The sequence below is a fragment of the Pseudomonas gessardii genome (assembly GCF_001983165.1).
GTDB lineage: Bacteria > Pseudomonadota > Gammaproteobacteria > Pseudomonadales > Pseudomonadaceae > Aquipseudomonas > Aquipseudomonas gessardii.
Map to the genome: position 1 here is coordinate 1 of NZ_MNPU01000073.1, position 22,558 is coordinate 22,558.

Genomic DNA, 22,558 nt, shown 5'->3' on the forward strand with positions numbered 1-22,558 from the left:
GCTCTTGCCCCACCACTCGGTGCCTCGCCTAGGCTCGGCATGCCCGCAGTCAGGCATTGCTCCGTGGGCCCGCCGCGATCGGCCATCCATGGCCGTGTCGCGGCTACCCCGGCATCCATGCCGGGGTGCCCACTGCGCAATACCTGCCTGCGGCCATCGTGGTTTAACGGGGCGCCTGAGATCAAGATCAAAAGCCAGATCAAAAGCAGAGCAACAGCAACAGCAAAGCCAGAGCGCGAAGCTGCATTCCCCTGTGGGAGCTGGCTTGCCTGCGATGGCGGTTCATCAGCCAATACATTTATCGACTGATGCACCGTCATCGCAGGCAAGCCAGCTCCCACAGGTATATGTGTACGCCTCGACGATCAGGTCGGCTGTCAGGCCGCCTCGCTTTGCTTTTGATCTGAGGCGCCCCGTTAAACCACGCTGGCCGTCATGCGATTTTGATTTGGGGGGTAAACCGGCAGGACGCCGGTTTAGCCGCGCTGGGCCATGGATGGCCCAGCGCGGCGGCCCCCCAAATCAATGTCGGATGACGGGCACACCGAGCCTAGGCGAGGTGCCGAGTGGTGGGGCAAGAGCGCTTTGCTTACTTTGGGGCTCTTCCAAAGTGAGCCGCCGTAAGGGCGGAACCAATAGCCGCCATAACCGCAACAACGGATATGTACACAACCCCAACAACCCAAAAAGAGCGCTGCGTAAAGACTCATGACCATCACAAACAACCCAGCGCCCACCGCCAGATTAAGGTCAGGCCGCCTGAATCTCGCGCTTGAGGCTGTCCATGTCGATCACAAAACGGTACTTCACATCGCCCTTGAGCATGCGCTCGTAGGATTCGTTGATGCCCTGGATATCAATCATCTCGATCTCCGAGACGATCCCGTGCCGGGCGCAGAAGTCCAGCATGTCCTGGGTCTCCTGGATGCCACCAATCAATGACCCCGCCAGGCTGCGGCGTTTGAAGATCAGGTTGAACACCGAAGGCGACGGGTGCGGACTGTCTGGCGCGCCCACCAGGGTCATGGTGCCGTCGCGCTTGAGCAGGTTGAGGAACGCGTCCAGGTCATGGGGCGCGGCCACGGTGTTGAGGATGAAATCCAGGCTATTGGCGACCTTGGCCATTTCGTCCGGGTTCTTCGACACCACCACCTCGTCAGCCCCCAGGCGCAGGCCGTCTTCGCGTTTGTTCGGCGAGGTGGTGAACAACACCACATGGGCGCCCATGGCATGGGCGATTTTCACCGCCATATGGCCCAGGCCGCCGAGGCCGACCACGCCGACCTTCTGTCCAGGGCCGACCTTCCAATGGTGCAGCGGCGAGTAGGTGGTGATCCCGGCACACAGCAGCGGCGCCACGGCCGCCAATTGCGCCTCATCGTGGGAAATGCGCAGGACGAACTTCTCCTTGACCACGATATTGTCGGAATAGCCGCCAAAGGTGTTTTCACCGCCAAACACCGGGCCGTTGTAAGTGCCGGTAAAGCCGTTCTCGCAGTACTGCTCCTCGCCCTCGGCGCAGGATGCGCAGTGCTGACAGCTGTCGACCATGCAGCCGACGCCGGCCAGGTCACCGACCTTGAAGCGGCTGACATTGGCCCCCACTGCCGTCACCCGGCCGACGATTTCATGGCCCGGCACCGATGGGTAGAGGGTGTTGTTCCACTCATTGCGCGCCGTGTGCAGGTCGGAGTGACACACTCCGCAGTAGAGGATGTCGATTTGAACATCGTCGGCCCCGGGGGCGCGGCGCTCGAAGGTAAAGGGTTTGAGGGCGTTCTTGGCGTCACGGGCGGCGTAGCTGTAAGTCTTGGCCATTGCGGTCACCTCTTTGCGTCGACATTGAAGGTCAGTTGACCAGCATAGCCGCCCAACCGTTCAACCCACGTAAATCAGCGGTAATTCAAACAAACACATACCCTCTGTGGGAGCGGGCAAGCCCGCTCCCACACGAGCCCGCACGGACTGCGTCAGTGAACAACCGCCCGGGTCACCAAAAAGCTCAGCAACTGCGGCTCGTCATCCAGCTCGATGGCCTGCACCGGGCGCGGCAGGTTGTCCAATACGCTGCGCCAGAACGCCTGGGACGCCTCGTCCTGGTCATAGAACCGCACCAGCCAGTCCGCCTCGCCGCTGGTCAACACCTGGGTGGCCAGGGCGCGGCCTATGCCCTTGCGCCGATAGCGTTTCAAGATAAACAGGTCAGCCAGTTCCAGGGCATTGATCCCCGGCAGCTCGCTGCGCTCGATCAGCAGGAAACCGGCGATGTAACCGTCCACCAGCAGCAGATTGGCGCTCCATTGCGGCTCTTGCCAGTAGCGCGCCAGGTGTTCCTCGTGGATATAGAAACGGCCGTCCTGCTCGACGTCTTCCTGCTCCCAATCGGAGGATTCATAGGCATAAAACTGGTAGAGGTTGCAGATCAGTTCGGCCTGTTCAGGGCCGGTCTGGATCAGTTCGACAGTGGTGTCACTCATGGCGGGGCTCACGCAGGCGGGGCGCCACAGTAGCGAAGGCCGGCGCCCCAGGCAAGCCGCTAGGCTTGCTGTTTGACCTGGGGCAGCGCGCTCAACCATTGCTCAAGCTCACGATGAACCTGGGGCGCCAGCAGTTGCCGATCCGCCATCCATTGGTCGTTGAACACCGTGTCGAGGTATTTTTCGCCGCCATCGCACACCAGTGCCACGATCACGCTGTGGGCCGGGGCATGCCAGGCCTCGCGCAGGGCCTGGTAGATCACCCCGCCGGCCGAGCCGCCGAGCAGCAGACCGTAATGCCGCGCCAGGTAGCGCGCGGTTTCGAAGGCCTGGGCGTCGCTGACAGTCAGGCCTTTGTCGATCAACGCGTAGTCGACCACGGCGCCGATTTCTGCGCCCTCCGGGGTGCCGGTGCCGGACTGATGATACGGCGCACCGGGGCCGCCAAAGATCACCGAGCCGCAGGGTTCGACGCCGATCACCTGCAGGCCATGGGCATGGCGTTTCAAGGCACGCGCAGTGCCGCATAACGAGCCGCCGGTGCCCACGGCGCCCACCAGGTAGTGGATTTCATCGCCCAGCACTGCGCGCAATTCCGCTGCCAGCTGCGTGTAGCCATTGGCATTGGCCGGGTTGTGGTGCTGGCGGGTCCAGTAGGCGCCCTGCTCCGTGGCAATACGCTCGGCGGTAGCATCGCGGTCGGCGGTGGACAGCCCGCCACCGGGGTCGCCGACCCGCACCAACTGCGCACCAAAAGCCTGCATCGCCCGCAGTTTGTCGGGGCTGGCGTGTTCGTCGACCACGGCAGTGAAGCGGTAGCCGCGCTCGGCGGCCAGCAGCGCCAGGCCCAATCCGGTGTTGCCCGAGGTCGACTCGACAATCCGCCCACCCGGCTTGAGCTGCCCCGAGGCCTGCGCCTCGTCGAGCATCTGCCGGGCCATGCGGATCTTGGCGGTGCCGGTGGGGTTGAATTGTTCCAGCTTGAGCAGCACGCAGCTGCCGTTTTCAGTGACGCACAATTTGAGCAGCGGTGTATCGCCGATCAGTTCGGACAGGCAAGTCTTGATCATGACAACCTCTGGGCAGTATGAAAAACCGGCGCGGCGCTTACCCGGCCAGGGTCGCGACGGCGCGTTGCAGGCTGGCGAGAAACGCCTGGTTTTGCTGGGCCAGGCCCAGGGACACGCGGATAAAACTGGTGTATCCCGGCTCGCGCCAGGCCTTGACGATGATCCCGTCCTTGAGCAATTCGTCGACCACCTCCAGGGCGTTGCAAGCGGTGTCGATAAACAGGAAATTGGCCTGGGACGGCGCCACGCGAAAACCCGCAGCCTGCAACCCCTGGGTCAGGCGTTGGCGTTCGATGGCGACGAATTCGCGGCTGCGAATCACGTGTTGCGGGTCCAGCCAGGCGGCCTTGGCGGCCTCCTGGGCCGGTTGATTGACGTTGTACGGCGTGCGCACCCGGTGCAGCGCATCAATCAGGCTGCGGTGCGAAGCGATGCCATAGCCGATCCGCAGCCCCGCCAACCCATACGCCTTGGAGAACGTGCGCAGGATGATCCACGGCCGCGACTGCGCGTCGAGGATCGCCAGGGCGTCAGCCGCGTCCTCGACGAATTCAAAATACGCCTCGTCGATCACCAACAAGGTGTCGGGGTGAGCGGCGGCGACCAGCGCCGTCAGTTCAGCGCTGGACAGCGCCGTGCCCACCGGATTGCAGGGGGTGCTCAGCATCAACAGCTTCGCCGGTTGCTCGAGGGCCGTGGCCCAGGCCTGCAGGTTAACGCTGAAATCCGGGTTGAGCGGCACCTTGTCCACCGTCGCGCCCATCATCAATGGCAGGCTTTCATGCAGGCTGAAACAGGGCTGCTGGGTCACCACCCGGTCCTCGGGATCGAGCAGCGCCAGGCACAACAGTTCGAGGATATTTTCCGAGCCGTTGCCGAGGATGACCCGCGCCGGGTCCACATCCAACTGGCCGCCGATCAGCTGCCGCAGGGCCCGGCCACTGGGGTCGGGGTAGCGTTCCAGCCCTGCCCCGCCATGATGCGCCAGCATCGCCGCAGCAGCCGGCGACATGCCCAGCGGGTTTTCGCAGTTGGACAGCTTGATCACCGTCGGCGTACCGAGCTGATGTGGATCGGCGCCCGGGTCGTACAGGGGCAAACGTCGCACGCTGGGGCGCACCAACGCCTCGACGCGGTGTGCAGGGTCGTCTTGATGCATGGAACACCTCCTTGTTATGACAGTGCGACGGCGCCCGCGCGGTCCAGCGCCTTGAGTTGCCGTTCAAACGAGACAATCAGCAGCAACGCGGTAGCCGCCAGGCCTATCGCCAATCCGGCCCACACGCCGAAGATCCCGTAAGGACTGACGATGCCCAGCAGCCAGGCAGCGGGCAGCCCCACCAGCCAGTAGCCGAACAGGGAAATGCGCAGCGGTCCCGCCGTATCGCCGATGCCGCGCAGGATGCCGTTGCCGATGTTCTGGCTGGCGTCGAACACCTGCAGGACGATGGCAATCAACAAACCGGTGGTGGCCAGGCGCACCGCATCCAGGTTGTTGGCGTGCTCGGTGCTGATAAACAGGCCGATGACCTGTTCGGGTAGCAACGCGTAAGGAATGGCAAACAGCAGCATGACCAGCACCCCAAGGCCCAGGCCCAGGCGCCCCAGTTGCCGCGCGCGCTGATACTGCCCGGTGCCGCAGGCCTCGCTGATATGGATCGAGGCGGCATGGGAGATGCCCGCAGAGAACATGAACACGATGTAGATGATCTGGTTAAGCACGGTCTGCGCCGCCAGCGCCTCCATACCCAGGGTGCCGATCAGCAGCGTCAGTACGCTGAAGAACCCGGCCTCGCTGGCATAGGTCCCGGCAATCGGCAGCCCGAGCTTCCACACGGCCTTGATCGCCGCCGGCGAAAAGCGCAAGTGCGCCAGCTTGAAATAACCGGCCAGGCGCCGATGGGTCAGTACCACCGCGAAAAACATCAGGAACGACAGCAGGAACACCACGGCGCTGGTGATTGCCACCCCCGCCAGCCCATAGGCCGGGACGCCGAACTTGCCGAACACCAGCACGTAGTTGAGCGCCGCCGTGAGGAAGATCGACACCAGGGTGATCGCCAGCAACGGCCCGGGGAATTTCAGGCCCACGGTAAAGTGGCGCAGCGCCTGGAACCACAGGCAAGGCAGCAGGCCGGGAGCAATGATCAGCAGGAAGTCCATGGCATTGGCCACCACGCTGGCATCCTGGCCCAGCCAGGTCAGCGGCTGGCGCAACCCCAGCAACACTGCCATAAACACCAGGCCGCTGACGGTCGCCCAGAACAGCCCCGCCACCAGCAACGCCCGCACCTGGGCTTCATCGCCCCGGGCATTGGCCTGGGCCACCAGGTTGCTGACGCCGGTGACCAGCCCGGTGCCGGTGGTGCGCAACTGGTTGAACAGCGCGATGGCCAGGCCACCGGCTGCCAGCTCCTTGGCACCCAGCATGCCGAGCACCACGATGTCGATGGTGGTCAGGGCCACATAGGCCAGGTTGGTCAGGATCAGGGGCAGCGCCAGCAACAGCAGAGCCCGGCTGTCGGCGCGCCAGGCGCCGGGTTGTGCGGCAGTCAGGCCGACCATAGTTGGACCCTCTGCCCACGGTTCTGCGTCAGGGCGCGGTCGGCCATCAAGCGCCCGAGGGCGACGTCGGTCACCACCATGCCGCTGTTGTAGGCGAACACCACATCGTCGGGATGGCGGCGTGCGGGTGCCAGGCCCAGGAGGATGTCCGGCAGCTCGGCGTCCACCGCGGGCAGGCTGCCGTCGGCGGCCGCCAGGTCGGCGCTGGTGACTTGCATCTGCGCGGTGTCGGTAGCAATGCGGTAGTCGGCGCCATGCAACACGTCGGCATCAATCCCATAGCCCACCAGCACCGCCACGGCGCCGGGCTTGAGCCAGGCACGCTGCACTTGCTGGCGCGCCGAAAGCCCGGCGACGCCAAGGATGATATCGGCCTCGCCAGCCGCCGCCGGCAGGTCATCGACCACCACCACATCGCGCAGCGGGTAGTGTTTGTGCAGGGTGTCTTGCACCGCGCGCAGGCCTTCAGCGTAGTGCCCGTAGACATACAAACGTTCCAGGTCCGGCATGGCCGCGAGCAACATGGGCAACGCCACCTGCCCCTGCACGCCGGTACCGACGACCAGGGCACTGCGGGCATTCGGGCAGGCGGCCCTGGCCATCAACGCCGAGGTGGCCGAGGTGCGCAACGGGCCGAGCTTGACCACGTCCATCAAGGCAATCGGGCGGCCGGTGCGGTCATCACACAGAAAGATAAACGAGTGGAACTGATAGGCATCGCGGGTGCGTTGCGGGTCATGCTCGTACACCACCTTGAAGCCCACGGTGTGGCTGGCGCCATCCCGGCCAACCATCGAGTAGCTGATGGAATGGCGGTCCATCGGTTCGACAATGGTCTTGAGCGGGTTCTGCGAGTCGCCATTGCGCAAGGCCTTGTACGCCTGCTCGACTACCTGCAGCACTTCACGGTAACTCACCCCCAGGTCTTCGAGCGCCGCCTGGGGCAGCACCCATAGGTCGGCGGGGGCAGCGGGTTTATTCAAACTGTTCACTCGAGGCTCCTTGTTGAGTGGCTTTACGATTAAGCCAGGCTGTCCAGCTTCCAGCGCAGGTGTGGGTTACGCAGCTCCAGCACCACTTTGTGTGGCAAGGGCGCTTCGTGAAAAGGCGACTCGTTGGAGTCCATCTGATAGCCGGCGGTATTGAGGTAGATAAGCAAGTCACCCGCCTGGATCGGGTAATCAAAGGCGACTTTGCGCCAGGTCAGCATGTCCGACTCCAGGCAGGTGGCCCCGCCAATACACGCGACAAACGGCGACCGCGGCCGTGGCGAGGCCGGCAACAGCAGCGGGTCGGGTAGAAATTCGCTGTTGAACCACTGTTCGGAGAGGTTGAAGCTGCTGCCCTGCACAGTGACCTGGGCATAACCATCACTGGCCGTGCGGTCCTTGACGCCCTGCACGCGGAACACGCTGATACCGGCCTGGTCGAGCAAGGCGCGGCCGGGTTCGATAATCAGCCGCACGCCGTGCTCGATGACCTTTTGCGCCAGGCTCAGGCCGGGGCTGACGGGCGTGGCGAGGATATCGTCAAGGGCCTCGGCCCCCGCGCGCAGCGCGCCGTAGGGATAGAAGCCGGCGAAGCCCTTGTCGTTGTGATAGCGCTCGGCGCAGTCCTCGGCCAGAAAGGCCTGCCACTGCTCCGGGTCGACATAGCGCACGGCAAAGCCACCGCCCAGGTTGACCGTGCGGCAGTTGTCCAGCTCGCTGGCCCGGCACAGGTCGACCAAGTGGCTGGCGACGTGTGCACGCTGGGCGGTGTCGTAGCCGCCCAGATGAAACGAGAAGCCTTGCAAGTCCAGATTCGCCGCGTGCTGGCGGCAGAACACCAGGGCCTGGTCGCACTCCCGTGGGTTGAGGCCGAAACGACTATGGGCCTGGCTGCTGGGGCAATAGCGCAACAACAGACGCGCACGTTGGCGCAGGGATAGCGCCAATTGCTGGATACGCAGCAGCTCCTCCAACGAGTCCACCGCCAGCAGGCATTGATGACTCAGGCCCAGCCCAAGCAGCTGATCGCTCTTACGTGGCCCGGACACGCCGATATCAGTGCCAGCCACCCCACCCGCCAAGGCCTTTTGCAACTCACCGACGCTGGCCACATCCACGCCAATCGCACACTGCGCGCAGGCCTGGATAAAACAGTTGGCCTTGTTGGCCTTTTTCGCAAACAACACGCTGCCACGCACCTGGGCCTGGGTAAAGCTGTGCTGGAAGGCTTCGACATTGGCGTGAAAAACCTGTGGGCATACCAGATGCAGCGGCGAGCCGAGGCCATCGACCAACTCGGTCAACGTGCCCGCGTGCCGCTCAAGCAGGCGCTCGACCCACAGGTGGCGCAGGCCGGGCAATGAACTGGAATACGTCATGGTTCTAGAACTCGAACTTGGCCGACAGGAACACTTCGCGCTCGCGCCCCACATCCAGCCCGCCCAGGTAATAGGCGCTAGCGTAGTAGTACTTGTTGGTCAGGTTCTTGCCGTGCAGGCGGTAGGTCACCGGGGTATCCGCCAGTTTCGAGCGGTAGCTGATACCGGCGTCGAGCAAGGTGTAGCTGGGGATGTAGCCGCTGTTCTGCGCATCCACCGGGCGGCTGCCGACATAGCTGAGGGTGCTGTCCAACGACAGGCCAGGCACAGCGGCCACGGTGTACAGGGCGCCGACCGCGCCTTTCCACTTGGGCACGTTCTCAGTGCGCTTGCCGTCCACGGTGACGTCATCCACATCTTCCATGCGCGTGGTCAGGTAGGCGGCGTTGGCGGTGAGGGTCAGGGCGTCGGTGACGCGATCGGACAGGGTCAGCTCGGCGCCACGGTGGTGGTATTCGCCATTGCTCACATAGGTATTGCTGGTGTTCAGGTAACTGGCCTTGCGCCGGATATCGAATACCGCCAGGCCCAGGTTCAGGCGATCGTTAAGGTCCAGCTTCAGGCCCACCTCATATTGCTGGGACTCGATGGCGTCGGTGGGCTGGTTGGCGTTGGTCGCGTGTTGGGGGGCGTAGTCGCCTTTTTCAAAGCCTTTGGAGTAGCTGACGTAGGTCATCACGCTGTCCCAGGGCCGGTAGATCAGCGCAGCGCTGGGCACGAACACGTCGTGGCTCTGCGAAGGCGCGGTGGCTGAGAGTTTATCCGCGCGGTACCAGATGTAACGCCCGCCTACCATCACCTGGAACTGTTCGGTAAGGGAAATCAGGTCGCTGGCGAAAACCGAGGTCTCCTTGATGGAGGACACAAAGTCAGTGGGCTGTTCCGAGCCGAAGTGCCACTTGGGCGGGTTGACCGGGTGACGGATATTACCCACCGAGACATCGCCAATGCCGATGCCTGGAGTGCCACTGTCGACCAAATCCCAGAACGGGCTGACGTCCTTGAACTGCTTGTAGCCGGTGCCGAAGAACACGTCGTGATAGATGTTGCCGGTGGCGAACTTGCCGGCCAGGTACGACTGCAGCGACCAGGTGCTGAACACTTCGCCACGGGACACGTAAAAGTCGGCCGAGCCGATATCGCCGTTGGGCTTGATCCCGAACAGGTCGTTATAGCCGCCGTGGCGCTCGACCCGCGAGTAGTTGCCCTGGGTCACGGAGGTCCAGTTGTCATCCAGCTCGTACTCGAACTTGGCGTCGAGGTTGGCGCCTTCGGTCTGGTGACGGAACCAGGAGCCGGTCAATAGATCGCGGCGATTGACCTTGGGTGGCAGCACGTAGCTGGACGGGTCCAGAGGGTTAGCGCGGCCGCTCTGGTCGGCACGCAGCAATGGGTCGGCGACCGTGGACTTGCGCGACCAGTCGGCGTTCAACTGCAACAGGGCGCGGTCGCTCAGACGGAAGTCGGTGGCCAGGCCGATAAACTTGCGTTCCATGTCGCGGGCGTGATCGAAGTCGCCGTTTTTCTCGTAGCCGGCATTCAGGCGATAACCAAAGGCGCCGTCGTTGAATGAATCGCTGGTATCAATCGCCACGTAGCGGCCGAGCAACGACGAGCCTTGCACGCTGACATTGAGCAGTGGCTCCAGGGTCGGGCGCTTGAGGATGTAGTTGATGGTGCCGCCCGGCGAGTTGAAACCGTAGAGGAAACCCGATGGGCCCTTGAGCACGTCGATGCGCTCGACGTTTTCCAGGGGTACGTCGTGGTGCGGGGCCAGGGTCAGGCCATCGCGGCGGATGGTGTTGAAGTTGTCCATGGCAAAGCCGCGCAGGCGGAAGTTGTCAAAGCCGCTGCCGCCCGACGAACTGAGCACCGAGGGGTCGAGGCTCAGCACATCCACGGCGGTGCGCGCGGAGCTGTCGGCGATGGTCTTGTTGGAATAACTCTGGATGGCCAGGGGGATTTCCATGGCGTCCTTGGCGCCGAAGCCACCGGCATTCACTTCCAGGGCCTTGTTCAGCGGCGCGCTGACTCGTATGGCTTCAAGCTCGGTGACCGATTCTTCGCGATCTTGCGCTGCAGCAGCAGGTAGGCCGGTGAGCGACGACACCAAGCCCACCGCCAAAAATGTGGGAAACCGCGGAGCTATCCCGTGCAACTGGTTCATCTGCAATCCCTTGAGCCGAAAATAAGCGGGGCGATCTCAAGCGCGACAACGCCTGAGAATCGTTATCAAGAGATACAATATAACGTTTCTTTTAAACTCACAATCGCACGATCATTCAATACTTGCTGCCGCGCTGCATTTAAGGTCTGGCCTTTCCCGGATCAACAGAGATAACGGACATGCCCTCCTATACCGCCATCAACTTTGCGCACAAATACAGCCTGTTCAGCGAGCAATGGACACCCAAGGTCGTCGCACAGATGAACGACTACCAATTCAAGGTGGTGAAGATCGAAGGGGATTTTGTCTGGCACAGCCACGCGGACACCGACGAGACCTTTATCGTCCTCGAGGGCGCGCTGCGCATTGATTTTCGCGATGGCGCGGTACAGCTCGGGGCTGGCGAGATGTTCGTGGTGCCCAAGGGCATCGAGCACAAACCGTATGCCGAGGGCGAGGTAAAGCTGCTGCTGGTCGAACCCTGCGGCGTGTTGAACACTGGCGATCAGGGCGGCGAACGGACCCAGCGCAATGATGTGTGGATCTAGATCACCACGTTGCGGATAAAGCGCACCGCCACTGGCCCGTCATTGCGATAGGCATGGGGCTGATGGCTGGGGAACATAAAGAACTCGCCAGCGGCGATGGTGGTTTCGACGTCACCCACCACCAGGGTCAGGCTACCCTCGAACACGAACAACTGTTCGCTCCAGCCTTCCAGGTCGGGATCCGGGCAATAGCGGTCGCCAGGCTCCAGGCGCCACTCCCACAGTTCCACCTCCCGCCGGGCGGTGGCCTTGGCCAGTAACACGGCCTTGCTGCCATCTATTTCACCGGCCCAGGCCAGTTCGTTGATGCGGCTGTGGTCACGGGCGTCAGGGGCCTGGATCAGGTCGCTGAAGGCCACGTCCAGGGCTTCGGCCACGCGGTCCAGGGTGGACAGGCTGACGTTCTTTTCACCGGCCTCGATGGCCACCAGCATGCGCCGGCTGACCCCGGACTTTTCCGCCAGGGCTGTCTGGCTCAGTTCGGCCGCATGGCGCAGGCGTCGAACGTTCTGGCTGACGTGCTGCAGGACCGAGGCCCGTTGCGGATTTTCTTTGTGCACTATATTGCTCACTCGGTGGGGTTGCGCAGTATACTGCCCAGCTGCGGCGCATTGTGCGTTCCGCGCCCTTCCTGTGCAAGACCAGAGCCGCCATGACCACCTCGACCGCCTCCCCGCTGTTTTCCCGCTTCAGCAAAGCCGAATGCGTGCTGGTGCTGATCACCATGATCTGGGGCGGTACGTTTATCCTGGTGCAACACGCCATGACCGTCAGCGGGCCGATGTTCTTCGTCGGCTTGCGTTTTGCCGCAGCGGCGCTGGTGGTCGGCCTGTTTTCCTGGCGCAACCTGCGCAGCCTGACCCTGTTCGAGCTCAAGGCGGGCGCCTTTATCGGCACGGCGATCATGTTTGGCTACGGCCTGCAAACCATTGGTCTGCAGACCATCCTCAGCAGCCAGTCGGCGTTTATCACCGCGCTCTACGTGCCGTTTGTGCCGCTGCTGCAGTGGCTGGTGCTGGGGCGACGCCCGGGGTTGATGCCAAGCATCGGCATTATGCTGGCCTTCGCCGGCCTGATGCTGCTGACCGGCCCGGCCGGCGCATCACTGAATTTCAGCCCCGGGGAAATCGCCACGTTGATCGGCGCGATTGCGATTGCCGCCGAAATCATCCTGATCAGCGCTTATGCGGGCCAGGTGGATGTACGCCGGGTGACCGTGGTGCAACTGGCCACCGCCTCGCTGCTGTCGTTCCTGCTGGTAGTGCCCACCGGCGAGGCATTGCCGGGCTTTTCCTGGGTGTTGCTGTTCAGCGCCGTCGGCCTGGGCTTGACCAGTGCGGTGATCCAATTGGCGATGAACTGGGCGCAGAAAAGCGTCTCGCCGACCCGTGCCACCCTGATTTATGCCGGCGAGCCGGTGTGGGCCGGGGTGATCGGACGGATTGCCGGTGAGCGCTTCCCGCCGATGGCCATGGTGGGGGCGGTGTTGATTGTGGCGGCGGTGATTGTCAGTGAGATCAAGGCGCGAGAGCGAAAGCCCGTCTCCCTGTAGGAGCCCGCACCTACACCACGACAGATAGGCATTTACGGTCCATCTTGTAGGATCCTGCCACAGGTTGCCGTTTGGTAATCCGGTTTCCGGCACGTATGATGCATCCCAAACCACCGCAGATTAGAAGCCTATGTCCCTGATAGTTCTACTGCTTCTGCCTTTTATCGGCAGCTGTCTGGCGGCCTTGCTGCCGCACAACGCACGTAATACTGAATCCCTGCTGGCCGGCCTTGTGGCCCTGGTCGGTACTGTACAAGTCGCCCTGCTCTACCCCCAGATCGCCGACGGTGGCGTGATCCGCGAAGAATTCTCCTGGGTGCCCGGCCTGGGCCTGGACTTCGTGTTGCGCATGGATGGCTTTGCCTGGTTGTTCTCGATGCTGGTGTTGGGCATCGGTAGCCTGGTGTCTTTGTACGCCCGTTATTACATGTCGCCGAATGACCCGGTGCCGCGTTTCTTTGCGTTTTTCCTGGCGTTCATGGGCGCGATGCTCGGGTTGGTGATCTCCGGCAACCTGATCCAGATTGTGTTTTTCTGGGAACTGACCAGCCTGTTCTCGTTCCTGCTGATCGGCTATTGGCACCACCGTTCCGATGCGCGCCGGGGTGCCTACATGGCGCTGATGGTCACCGGTGCGGGTGGTTTGTGCCTGCTGGCGGGGGTCATGCTGCTCGGCCATGTCGTCGGCAGTTACGATCTGGACCAGGTGCTCGCCGCCGGTGACCAGATCCGTGCCCACTCCCTCTACCCCGTCCTGTTGACGCTGATCCTGATCGGCGCCCTGAGCAAAAGCGCGCAATTCCCCTTCCACTTCTGGCTCCCCCACGCCATGGCTGCACCGACCCCCGTGTCGGCCTACCTGCATTCGGCCACGATGGTGAAAGCCGGCGTGTTCCTGCTGGCCCGCCTGTGGCCCTCGCTGTCGGGTAGCGAAGAGTGGTTCTGGATGGTCGGCGGTGCCGGCGCCCTGACCCTGTTGCTCGGCGCGTATTGCGCGATGTTCCAGAACGACCTCAAGGGCCTGTTGGCCTACTCCACCATCAGCCACCTGGGCCTGATCACCCTGCTACTGGGCCTCAACAGCCCGTTGGCCGCCGTCGCGGCCGTGTTCCATATCCTTAACCACGCCACGTTCAAGGCCTCGCTGTTCATGGCCGCCGGCATCATCGACCACGAAAGCGGCACCCGTGATATCCGCAAGCTCAGCGGCCTGGTGCGCCTGATCCCGTTTACCGCGACCCTGGCCATGGTTGCCAGCGCCTCCATGGCCGGGGTGCCGTTGCTCAACGGTTTCCTGTCCAAAGAGATGTTCTTCGCCGAAACCGTGTTTATCTCCTCGACCCAGTGGGTAGAAATCGCCCTGCCGGTGATTGCGACCATCGCCGGCACCTTCAGCGTGGCCTATGCCTTGCGCTTCACCGTGGATGTATTCTTCGGCCCGGCCGCCACCGACCTGCCGCACACGCCCCACGAACCGCCACGCTGGATGCGTGCGCCGGTCGAGCTGCTGGTGTTTACCTGCCTGCTGGTGGGGATCTTCCCGGCCCAGGTGGTGGGCTCGATCCTCGCCGCCGCTGCCCTGCCGGTGGTCGGCGGCGTGTTGCCCGAGTACAGCCTGGCGATCTGGCACGGCTGGAACGCGCCGATGATCATGAGTCTGGTGGCCATGACCGGCGGTGTGGTCCTGTACCTGCTGCTGCGCAAGCAACTCAAGCGCGGGCGCTTCAAGTACCCGCCGATCATCAGCTACTTCAACGGCAAGCGCATGTTCGAGCGCTGCCTGGTGGTGATGATGCGTGGCGTGCGCAAGATCGAGAAACACATCAGCACCAAGCGCCTGCAGACCCAGTTGTTCCTACTGGTGCTGGTGGCGGTGATTGCCGGGATGATCCCCATGCTGGGCAGCAGCCTGAGCTGGGGCGACCGGCCGAAAATCCCGGGTTCCATCGTGTTCGTCACCCTGTGGCTGTTGGCGATCGCCTGCGCCCTGGGCGCCGCCTGGCAAGCCAAGTACCACCGGCTGGCAGCCCTGACCATGGTCAGCGTGTGCGGCCTGATGACCTGCGTGACTTTTGTCTGGTTCTCCGCACCGGACCTGGCATTGACGCAACTGGTGGTCGAGGTGGTGACGACGGTCCTGATCCTCCTGGGCCTGCGCTGGCTGCCACGGCGGATCGAAGAAGTCTCGCCACTCCCGAGTTCGTTGCGCAAGGCGCGCATCCGACGCTTGCGCGACTTGCTGCTGTCGACCGTGGTCGGTGGCGGCATGGCGCTGCTGTCTTACGCGATGCTGACGCGCCAGACCCCCAACGATATTTCCTCGTTCTACCTCAGCCGCGCCCTGCCTGAAGGCGGCGGCAGCAATGTGGTGAATGTGATGCTCGTCGACTTCCGGGGCTTCGATACCCTGGGCGAGATCACTGTGCTGGGCGCCGTAGCCCTGACCGTCTATGCGCTGCTACGCCGCTTCCGTCCGCCCAAGGAAAGCGAGCAACTGCCCGCGCAACAGCGGCTGTTGGCGCCGGACGTGGACACCGATCTGGTCAACCCACGCCAGGCCAGCGACACCGCCCTGGGCTTTATGATGGTGCCCGCGGTGCTGGTGCGCCTGCTGCTGCCGATTGCCCTGGTGGTGTCGTTCTACCTGTTTATGCGCGGCCACAACCAGCCGGGCGGCGGCTTTGTCGCCGGGCTGGTGATGTCGGTGGCGTTTATCCTGCAATACATGGTCGCCGGTACCCAGTGGGTCGAGGCGCAGATGAACCTGCGGCCGATGCGCTGGATGGGCTTTGGCTTGCTGTCGGCGACACTGACCGGACTGGGGGCGCTGTTCTTCGGCTACCCGTTCCTCACCACCCACACCCTGCACTTGAGCTTGCCGGTGCTGGGCGACATCCATATCGCCAGCGCGCTGTTCTTCGACGTCGGCGTGTACGCCATGGTGGTCGGCTCGACCCTGCTGATGCTCACCGCCCTCGGCCACCAATCGGTACGGGCCCATAAACCCGGCAACCAGGCGAAAGCCGCCGCCACGCCACCACAAGGAGCTGCTGCCTGATGGAAGAAGTCATCGCAATTGCCATTGGGGTCCTGGCGGCCTCCGGCGTCTGGCTGGTGCTGCGGCCACGGACGTTCCAGGTGGTGATGGGCCTGTGCCTGTTGTCCTATGGGGTCAACCTGTTCATCTTCAGCATGGGCAGCCTGTTTATCGGCAAGGAGCCGATCATCAAGGACGGTGTGCCCCAGGACCTGCTCAATTACACCGATCCCCTGCCCCAGGCCCTGGTGCTGACGGCGATTGTGATCAGCTTCGCCATGACCGCGCTGTTCCTGGTGGTGCTGCTGGCGTCCCGAGGCCTGACCGGCACTGACCATGTGGACGGCCGGGAGCCCAAGGAATGAGCTGGATGAACCAACTGATCATCGCGCCGATCCTGCTGCCGCTGCTGACCGCTGCGCTGATGATGATGCTGGGCGAGAAACACCGCCCGCTCAAGGCCAAGATCAACCTGCTGTCGAGCATGACCGGCCTGGGCATCGCGATGTTGATGCTGTACTGGACGCAAAAAGGCGGCCCTGCCTCCATTGGCGTGTACCTGCCGGGCAACTGGCAAGTGCCGTTTGGCATCGTGCTGGTGGTGGACCAGTTGTCGGCCCTGATGCTGGTGCTCACCGGGATCATCGGCGTCAGCGCCCTGCTGTTCGCCATGGCCCGTTGGGACCGCGCCGGCACCAGCTTCCATGCGTTGTTCCAGATCCAGTTGATGGGCCTCTACGGGGCCTTCCTCACCGCCGACCTGTTCAACCTGTTCGTGTTCTTCGAGGTGCTGCTGGCTGCGTCCTACGGCCTGATGCTGCACGGTTCGGGCCGGGCGCGGGTGTCGTCGGGGCTGCATTACGTCTCGATCAACCTGCTGGCTTCATCGCTGTTCCTGATTGGCGCGGCGCTGATCTACGGGGTCACCGGCACCCTGAATTTCGCTGACCTGGCGCTGAAGATCCCGCTGGTGCCAGAAGCCGATCGCGGTCTGCTGCATGCCGGCGCGGCGATCCTCGCCACGGCGTTCCTGGCCAAGGCCGGGATGTGGCCGCTGAATTTCTGGCTGGCGCCGGCTTACTCCTCGGCCAGTGCGCCGGTGGCGGCGATGTTTGCGATCATGACCAAGGTCGGCGTGTACACCGTGTTGCGCCTGTGGACCCTGCTGTTTTCCGGGCAGGCCGGCGCCTCGGCGCTGTTTGGCGGTGACTGGCTGGTGTACGGCGGCATGGCCACCATCCTCTGCGCCGCCCTGGCGATGCTTGCCGCCCAACGCCTGGAGCGCATGGCCAGCCTGAGTATCCTGGTCTCGGCCGGCATCCTCCTGTCGGCGGTGGGTTTTGCCCAGCCCAACCTGACCGCCGGCGCGCTGTTTTACCTGGTCAGCTCGACCCTGGCCCTGAGCGCGCTGTTCCTGCTGGCGGAACTGATCGAACGCTCGCGCTCGGCCAATGAGCTACCTCTGGACGATGAAATCGAAGTGTTGCCACCGCCGGTGGAATCCCTGCATCCACCCAGGGGCACCAACCTCGACGATGAGCAAAAGGCCGTAGTCGGCCAGGTCATCCCGTGGACCATGGCCTTCCTCGGCCTGAGCTTTATAGCCTGCGCCCTGCTGATCATCGGCATGCCGCCGCTGTCAGGCTTTATCGGCAAGCTCAGCCTGCTCAGTGCGCTGGTCAACCCCCTGGGCCTGGGCCATGCCGTGACGGAGCCGATCCGCCCGGCAGCCTGGGGCCTGTTCGCGCTGCTGATCTTCTCGGGCCTGGCCTCGCTGATCGCCTTTGCGCGGCTGGGCATCCAGCGCTTCTGGACCCCGGAAGAACGGCCTTCGCCGCTGCTGCGCCGCTTTGAGTGCATACCGATCTTCGTCTTGCTCGGCCTGGCGATTGGCCTGACCTTCAAGGCAGAAATGCTCATGCGCTTTACCCAGGACACCGCCAACAGCCTGAACAACCCCGAGCACTACGTGATGGCCGTCATGGCCACCCGCCCGGTGCCGGGCCCGCAAGCCCAGGCCGCCGCCGTGGAGGTGCGGCCATGAAACGCCTGTTTCCTGCCCCGTGGCTGTCATTGGCACTGTGGGTGCTGTGGCTGGTGCTGAACCTGTCGATCAGCCCCGGCAACCTGCTGCTGGGGGCGATCCTTGGCTTCCTCGCACCGCTGATGATGGCGCCGCTGCGCCCGCTGCCGGTACGGATCCGTCGCCCAGGGGTGATCATTCGCCTGTTCTTCCTGGTCGGCCGCGATGTCTTCATCTCCAACCTGCACGTGGCCTGGGGCGTCTTGACCTGCGGCTCGCGGCCGCCGCGCTCGCGCTTTGTAAAAATCCCCCTGGACCTGCGCGACGCCAACGGCCTGGCTGTGCTGTCGATGATCACCAGCGTGACCCCCGGTACCGTGTGGTCGGAACTGGCCCTGGACCGTAGCATCCTGTTGCTGCACGTGTTCGACCTGGATGACGACGCGCAGTTTATCGAGCACTTCAAGCAGGCCTACGAGCGGCCCCTGATGGAGATCTTCGAATGAGTGCCCTGCTCGCCAATGCGATCCTGCTCAGCCTGTTCCTGTTTTCCCTGGCCATGGTCCTGACCCTGGTGCGCCTGTTCAAGGGTCCTTCGGCCCAGGACCGGGTCCTGGCCCTGGATTACCTGTATATCCTGGCCATGTTGATGATGTTGGTGCTGGGCATACGCTATGCCAGTGACACCTACTTCGAAGCGGCACTGTTGATTGCGCTATTCGGCTTTGTCGGCTCGTTTGCCTTGGCCAAATTCCTGCTGCGTGGGGAGGTGATCGAATGATCAATGTCAGTGAACTGCCACTGTGGGTAGAAATCCTCGTGGCGATCCTGCTGGTGCTCAGCAGCCTGTTTGCGCTGATTGGCGCGCTAGGCCTGTTGCGCATGAAGGATTTTTTCCAGCGCATGCACCCGCCTGCACTGGCCTCGACCCTGGGCGCCTGGTGCGTGGCGCTGGCGTCGATTATCTACTTCTCGACCCTCAAGTCCGGGCCGGTGCTGCATGGCTGGCTGATCCCGATCCTGCTGTCGATCACCGTACCGGTGACCACCTTGTTGCTGGCGCGCACGTCGCTGTTCCGCAAGCGCATGGCGGGGGAAAATGTACCGGCCGAGGTCAGCAGCCGCAGGACTGACAGCGGTAGCTGATCCCTCTGAATATACGCGCCAAACAATGTGGGAGCGGGCTTGCTCGCTCCCACATTTGGCCCTGCATACCGTCAATCAGGCCCAGGCCACGACCAACAGCCCAGTCCCCAGCATCAGGCACAGCGGCGAATAGAAAAACGTATCCAGCCGCGCAAACCGCGACCCGCCGACTTTCTTGAAGAACCCCACCAGCTCCGAATCACCAATCGCCCGCGCAAACATGATCAAGGCAATCGCGCTGATCCCCCACTGCAGGGCCTGATGCCCCACCGGCTGGAAAAACAGCCCCGCCCGCAGGCTTACCAACAAGGCAATCAGCACCAACCCCACCGCCACCAGGAAGGTGCCCAGCGCTGACGGTTTGAACGCCGGTCGCGGCCCGCTGGCGAACTCGCCGGGCAGTTGCGGGATCGCCGCCGTACTGCCTAGCTTGCCGCCTGCGGCCCAGTACACATGGACCATGCTGATAAACGTAAAGACCCCGACGACCCACCTCGCAATAACAAAGCTCATGGCTGGACACCCCTGGAAAAGTGCGAAAGAGGATAGTCCCTTTCAGATTTTTTGCAGGGATTTTGTCGTCTGATGCTAAAGTGCCGGCCCATGAAACTCGCCCGTGCCGACCGCTCGTTGATTGCCTGGATGCTCTATGGCTGCGTCCTGTTCAACGTGTTCGCCTGCAGTATTGGTCATGGGCAAATGGTCGGCATGCAGCTCAACGGCATTGGCGGCCAGTTCTGTACGGTAGACCCACGCACCCAGGCGCCAGCCCCCGTCAATACGGGCGATGAGTCGCTGCCCACGCTGTCCAAGGCCTTCGGTTGCCCGCTGTGTTCCACCGGCGGCATGGGCCCGGCGCTGAACTCCAGCCTTAACGTCGCGGTCCTTCCCCAGCCCCATGCGCCACCTCCGGCGGTGGTGCTCACCGCTGACATTCCCACCCGTTTTACCTGGCCTGCGGCTAATCCGCGCGCCCCGCCCGCCTACGCCTGATACCTGCGCTTTTTGATCCGCACACCGCGCAGCTTCCCCCCGGAAGCGCGGACGGCTGTGCGCTGCTTCCAAGCCCTGCTTTTCAGGATTTACCGATGAAACATTTACCTCTACTGGCGGGCCTGTTCGGCTGCCTGCCTTTCAGCGCCTGGGCCCTTGAGCTGGCCCCCACCACCATTGACGGCGCCGCCACCAACGAGCCTGGCCTGGCCCTGGACCAATCCAGCGGCATGGCCTCGCGCCTGGGCCTAAGCGTGCGGGAAACCCCGGCTTCGATCAGCATCGCCGACCGCCACGATATCGAACGCCGTGGCGCCAAAACCTTCCAGGATGCGGCCAACACCCTGCCTGGGGTCAACGCCAGTGCGCCGCCGGGGTTTGGCGGGTTTATCTCCTACCGGGGCTTTACCAGCAGCCAGATCACCCAGATGTTCAACGGCATCAACGTCGCCAGTGGCCTGGCGCGACCGGTGGATGCCTGGATTTATGACCGGGTGGAACTGGTGGGCGGCCCCTCCTCGCTGATCAACGGTGCCGGCTCCGTGGGCGGTTCGCTGAACTACGTGACCAAGCTGGCCAACCGCGAAGAACAGGCCGTCGAAGGCCAGATCAACTACGGCAGCTACGACACCACCGGCATCGCCCTGGGCCTCAACCACGCCCTAACCGAGCCCGGCGCCGAGGTCCAGCACTATGCGCGCCTGGATGTCAGCCGCAACACCAACCACACCCATATCGACCGCCAGCAACGGGAGTCCTGGAGCGTGGCGTTTTCCCTGCTCAGCGACCTGACGCCCAACCTGTCCCACACTCTGGCCCTGGAATACCAGGACGAACACGAAGACAGCCCGTACTGGGGCACCCCGGTGCTCAACCCCAAGGCCGGCGAGCTGAAGATCGACAAGCACAACCGTTTCAACAACTACAACGTCGCCGATGGCCGCTACGAACAACGCACGATCTGGGCCCGCTCGATCATCGACTATCGGATCAACGACAGCACCACCCTGCGCAACACCCTCTACCACCTGGACAGCCAGCGCGACTACCGCAACCTGGAGACCTACCAGTACAGCCCAGACAACCGCGTGGTGAACCGTTCGACGGCCTATCAGGTACGGCATCAGGGCGAACAGAACGGCAACCAGTTCGAGCTGCGCCATGACAGCAGTGTGTTCGGCCTGGCCACTACCTGGTCCGGCGGTTTCGAATACAAGGTCAACAGCACCACCAACAGCCCGTTGAACGTATCCCCCAAGAACGCGGTGGACCCCAACCACTACGATCCGGGGCATTTCTACGACCTGCCCGGCACCCGGCCCGGCTTTATCAAGGACAAGACCACCGACGTGACGACCAAGGCGCTGTTTGTCGAAAACCGCCTGGGCCTGACCGACACGCTGTCGCTGCTGACCGGCCTGCGTTATGACGCCATCGATCTGGACGTGACCAGCCACCGCGACAACCTGGGTAACGTCAAGCGCCGTTGGGAGCCGGTCACCGGGCGGGTGGGCCTGACCTACCAGTTCATCCCGTCGGCCAATGTCTACGTGCAATACAGCACCGCCGCCGAACAGCCCACCAGCACCACCCAGGTGTTTGATGTCTCCACCGGCAAGCAATGGGAAGTGGGTAGCAAGTTCGATTATCTGGACGGGCGTGGTTCAGCCACCGTGGCCGCTTACCACATCGAGCGCAAAGACTTTGCCGTGACCGATCCACAAGACCCCACCCGCAGCATTGCGGTGGGTGCGCAGTCGTCCAAGGGCATCGAGCTGGCCAGCTCATTGCGCATCACCCCCAAGCTATTGGCGGAAGGCAACTTCGCCTGGGTCGACGCGCAATACGATGACTTCAACGAGAAAACCGCCAGCGGCGCAGTGGTGTCGCGCAAGGGCAATACACCGACCAACGTACCGAAACGGGTGGGCAACCTGTGGCTGACCTATGACATCGCCCCCGCCTGGCAAGGTGGCGTAGACGCGCGGTACGTGGCGCAGGTGTATGCCGACAATGCCAATACCCTGACGGTGCCGGCGTATACCCTGTTTGGCACGTTCCTGACCTATAAGGTCGATCAACACACCTCGGTGACGGGCCGGGTGCGCAACCTGACCAATGAGGTGTATGCGCAGTTTGCCCATGTGTCGCCAGCGTATTACCTGGGCTCGCCGCGCACCTTTGAATTGGCCGTGCAGACCCAGTTCTAAGGCTGGAATGCAGTTAAAACTGTGGGAGCGGGCTTGCCCGCGATGGCTGAGTGTCAGTCAATACATTGGCTGCCGAACCACCGCTATCGCGGGCAAGCCCGCTTGTATGGTTAGACTTGTAGGGGTGGTGGGACTAAAAGCCAGCATCTGACTCTAGCCAGTACAGACCGTGGGAGACTTCGTCCCACCCCTTCACCAAAGCGCCGATAAGGAATGCATCGGCCATGACCCACGATAGAAGCAAGCCAGCGCAACGGTGAAGCCCCGACAAGCCCGTAAACCCTAACCCGGAGCTTTTCTCATGGCAATGACTGTCTCGCAATCAATCATTGGAGTGGATGTCGCTAAAGCCGAAGTAGTTGTTTATCAAAGTGAAACTGCTGAAACAAAGATCGTATCGAA

The 22,558-nt window shown here is 63.0% G+C and carries 20 protein-coding genes; 10 read left to right on the forward strand and 10 right to left on the reverse strand.

The genetic code is table 11. The features are described from left to right. Positions 1–750 precede the first annotated feature (750 nt). The 8 genes from BLL38_RS28220 to BLL38_RS28255 all read right to left on the reverse strand — a co-directional run bounded on the left by BLL38_RS28220 (position 751) and on the right by BLL38_RS28255 (position 10,590). Positions 751–1,818: an NAD(P)-dependent alcohol dehydrogenase gene (locus tag BLL38_RS28220; protein ID WP_076965181.1), complete on the reverse strand. Its 1,068-nt coding sequence runs from the start codon at positions 1,816–1,818 to the stop codon at positions 751–753. A 152-nt stretch (positions 1,819–1,970) separates the two neighbouring features. After that, the gene (locus tag BLL38_RS28225) at positions 1,971–2,477 is read right to left on the reverse strand and encodes a GNAT family N-acetyltransferase (RefSeq protein WP_057959217.1); all 507 of its coding nucleotides are present in this window, start codon (positions 2,475–2,477) and stop codon (positions 1,971–1,973) included. A 59-nt stretch (positions 2,478–2,536) separates the two neighbouring features. Beyond that, a complete protein-coding gene (locus BLL38_RS28230) occupies positions 2,537–3,547 on the reverse strand; it encodes a PLP-dependent cysteine synthase family protein (protein WP_057439042.1) in 1,011 nt (336 codons plus the stop codon). Positions 3,548–3,584: 37 nt separating this feature from the next. Then, on the reverse strand, positions 3,585–4,706 hold the full coding sequence (gene hisC, locus BLL38_RS28235) for a histidinol-phosphate transaminase (RefSeq protein ID WP_057959216.1): 1,122 nt from the start codon (positions 4,704–4,706) through the stop codon (positions 3,585–3,587). 14 nt (positions 4,707–4,720) lie between these two features. Beyond that, entirely contained in the window at positions 4,721–6,112 is a 1,392-nt protein-coding gene (locus tag BLL38_RS28240; RefSeq protein WP_076965182.1) for an MATE family efflux transporter, read from the reverse strand. Continuing rightward, entirely contained in the window at positions 6,100–7,104 is a 1,005-nt protein-coding gene (locus tag BLL38_RS28245) for a hypothetical protein (RefSeq protein WP_198792323.1), read from the reverse strand. The genes BLL38_RS28240 and BLL38_RS28245 overlap by 13 nt, the downstream gene beginning before the upstream one ends. 29 nt (positions 7,105–7,133) lie before the next feature. Then, the gene (locus BLL38_RS28250) at positions 7,134–8,480 is read right to left on the reverse strand and encodes an alanine racemase (RefSeq protein ID WP_076965183.1); all 1,347 of its coding nucleotides are present in this window, start codon (positions 8,478–8,480) and stop codon (positions 7,134–7,136) included. A 4-nt stretch (positions 8,481–8,484) separates the two neighbouring features. Further along, positions 8,485–10,590, reverse strand: coding sequence for a TonB-dependent siderophore receptor (locus BLL38_RS28255; RefSeq protein WP_159439762.1), 2,106 nt, complete (start codon positions 10,588–10,590; stop codon positions 8,485–8,487). Between the two features lie 236 nt (positions 10,591–10,826). Between BLL38_RS28255 and BLL38_RS28260 the strand changes: the two genes are divergently transcribed. Continuing rightward, entirely contained in the window at positions 10,827–11,195 is a 369-nt protein-coding gene (locus BLL38_RS28260; protein ID WP_057439047.1) for a cupin domain-containing protein, read from the forward strand. Here BLL38_RS28260 and BLL38_RS28265 read toward each other — a convergent pair. Next, entirely contained in the window at positions 11,192–11,755 is a 564-nt protein-coding gene (locus BLL38_RS28265) for a helix-turn-helix domain-containing protein (protein WP_076965184.1), read from the reverse strand. The two genes, BLL38_RS28260 and BLL38_RS28265, sit on opposite strands and share 4 nt — an antisense overlap. Before the next feature lie 92 nt (positions 11,756–11,847). On the opposite strand from BLL38_RS28265, the gene BLL38_RS28270 reads away from it, so the two are divergent. The 7 genes from BLL38_RS28270 to BLL38_RS28300 all read left to right on the forward strand — a co-directional run bounded on the left by BLL38_RS28270 (position 11,848) and on the right by BLL38_RS28300 (position 18,953). Continuing rightward, the gene (locus BLL38_RS28270) at positions 11,848–12,747 is read left to right on the forward strand and encodes a DMT family transporter (RefSeq protein WP_057959211.1); all 900 of its coding nucleotides are present in this window, start codon (positions 11,848–11,850) and stop codon (positions 12,745–12,747) included. A 130-nt stretch (positions 12,748–12,877) separates the two neighbouring features. After that, the gene (locus BLL38_RS28275) at positions 12,878–15,805 is read left to right on the forward strand and encodes a monovalent cation/H+ antiporter subunit A (RefSeq protein ID WP_057959210.1); all 2,928 of its coding nucleotides are present in this window, start codon (positions 12,878–12,880) and stop codon (positions 15,803–15,805) included. Then, the gene (locus BLL38_RS28280) at positions 15,805–16,149 is read left to right on the forward strand and encodes a Na+/H+ antiporter subunit C (RefSeq protein ID WP_005789164.1); all 345 of its coding nucleotides are present in this window, start codon (positions 15,805–15,807) and stop codon (positions 16,147–16,149) included. The genes BLL38_RS28275 and BLL38_RS28280 overlap by 1 nt, the downstream gene beginning before the upstream one ends. Further along, positions 16,146–17,828, forward strand: a complete 1,683-nt coding sequence (locus BLL38_RS28285) for a monovalent cation/H+ antiporter subunit D (RefSeq protein ID WP_076965185.1) — start codon at positions 16,146–16,148, stop codon at positions 17,826–17,828. The genes BLL38_RS28280 and BLL38_RS28285 overlap by 4 nt, the downstream gene beginning before the upstream one ends. Then, entirely contained in the window at positions 17,825–18,313 is a 489-nt protein-coding gene (locus tag BLL38_RS28290; protein ID WP_057959208.1) for a Na+/H+ antiporter subunit E, read from the forward strand. The genes BLL38_RS28285 and BLL38_RS28290 overlap by 4 nt, the downstream gene beginning before the upstream one ends. Then, positions 18,310–18,588 (forward strand): K+/H+ antiporter subunit F, encoded by a 279-nt coding sequence (locus BLL38_RS28295; protein ID WP_038440496.1) that lies wholly within the window; start codon positions 18,310–18,312, stop codon positions 18,586–18,588. Before BLL38_RS28290 ends, BLL38_RS28295 begins: the two co-directional genes overlap by 4 nt. After that, positions 18,585–18,953, forward strand: coding sequence for a Na+/H+ antiporter subunit G (locus tag BLL38_RS28300; RefSeq protein ID WP_057959207.1), 369 nt, complete (start codon positions 18,585–18,587; stop codon positions 18,951–18,953). The genes BLL38_RS28295 and BLL38_RS28300 overlap by 4 nt, the downstream gene beginning before the upstream one ends. A 75-nt stretch (positions 18,954–19,028) precedes the next feature. On the opposite strand, the gene BLL38_RS28305 is transcribed toward BLL38_RS28300, so the two are convergent. After that, a complete protein-coding gene (locus BLL38_RS28305) occupies positions 19,029–19,466 on the reverse strand; it encodes a DUF3995 domain-containing protein (protein ID WP_057959206.1) in 438 nt (145 codons plus the stop codon). A 90-nt stretch (positions 19,467–19,556) separates the two neighbouring features. On the opposite strand from BLL38_RS28305, the gene BLL38_RS28310 reads away from it, so the two are divergent. Further along, positions 19,557–19,946, forward strand: coding sequence for a DUF2946 family protein (locus BLL38_RS28310; RefSeq protein ID WP_057439055.1), 390 nt, complete (start codon positions 19,557–19,559; stop codon positions 19,944–19,946). Between the two features lie 95 nt (positions 19,947–20,041). Further along, a complete protein-coding gene (locus BLL38_RS28315; RefSeq protein ID WP_057959205.1) occupies positions 20,042–22,156 on the forward strand; it encodes a TonB-dependent receptor in 2,115 nt (704 codons plus the stop codon). The last annotated feature ends 402 nt before the right edge of the window (positions 22,157–22,558 follow it).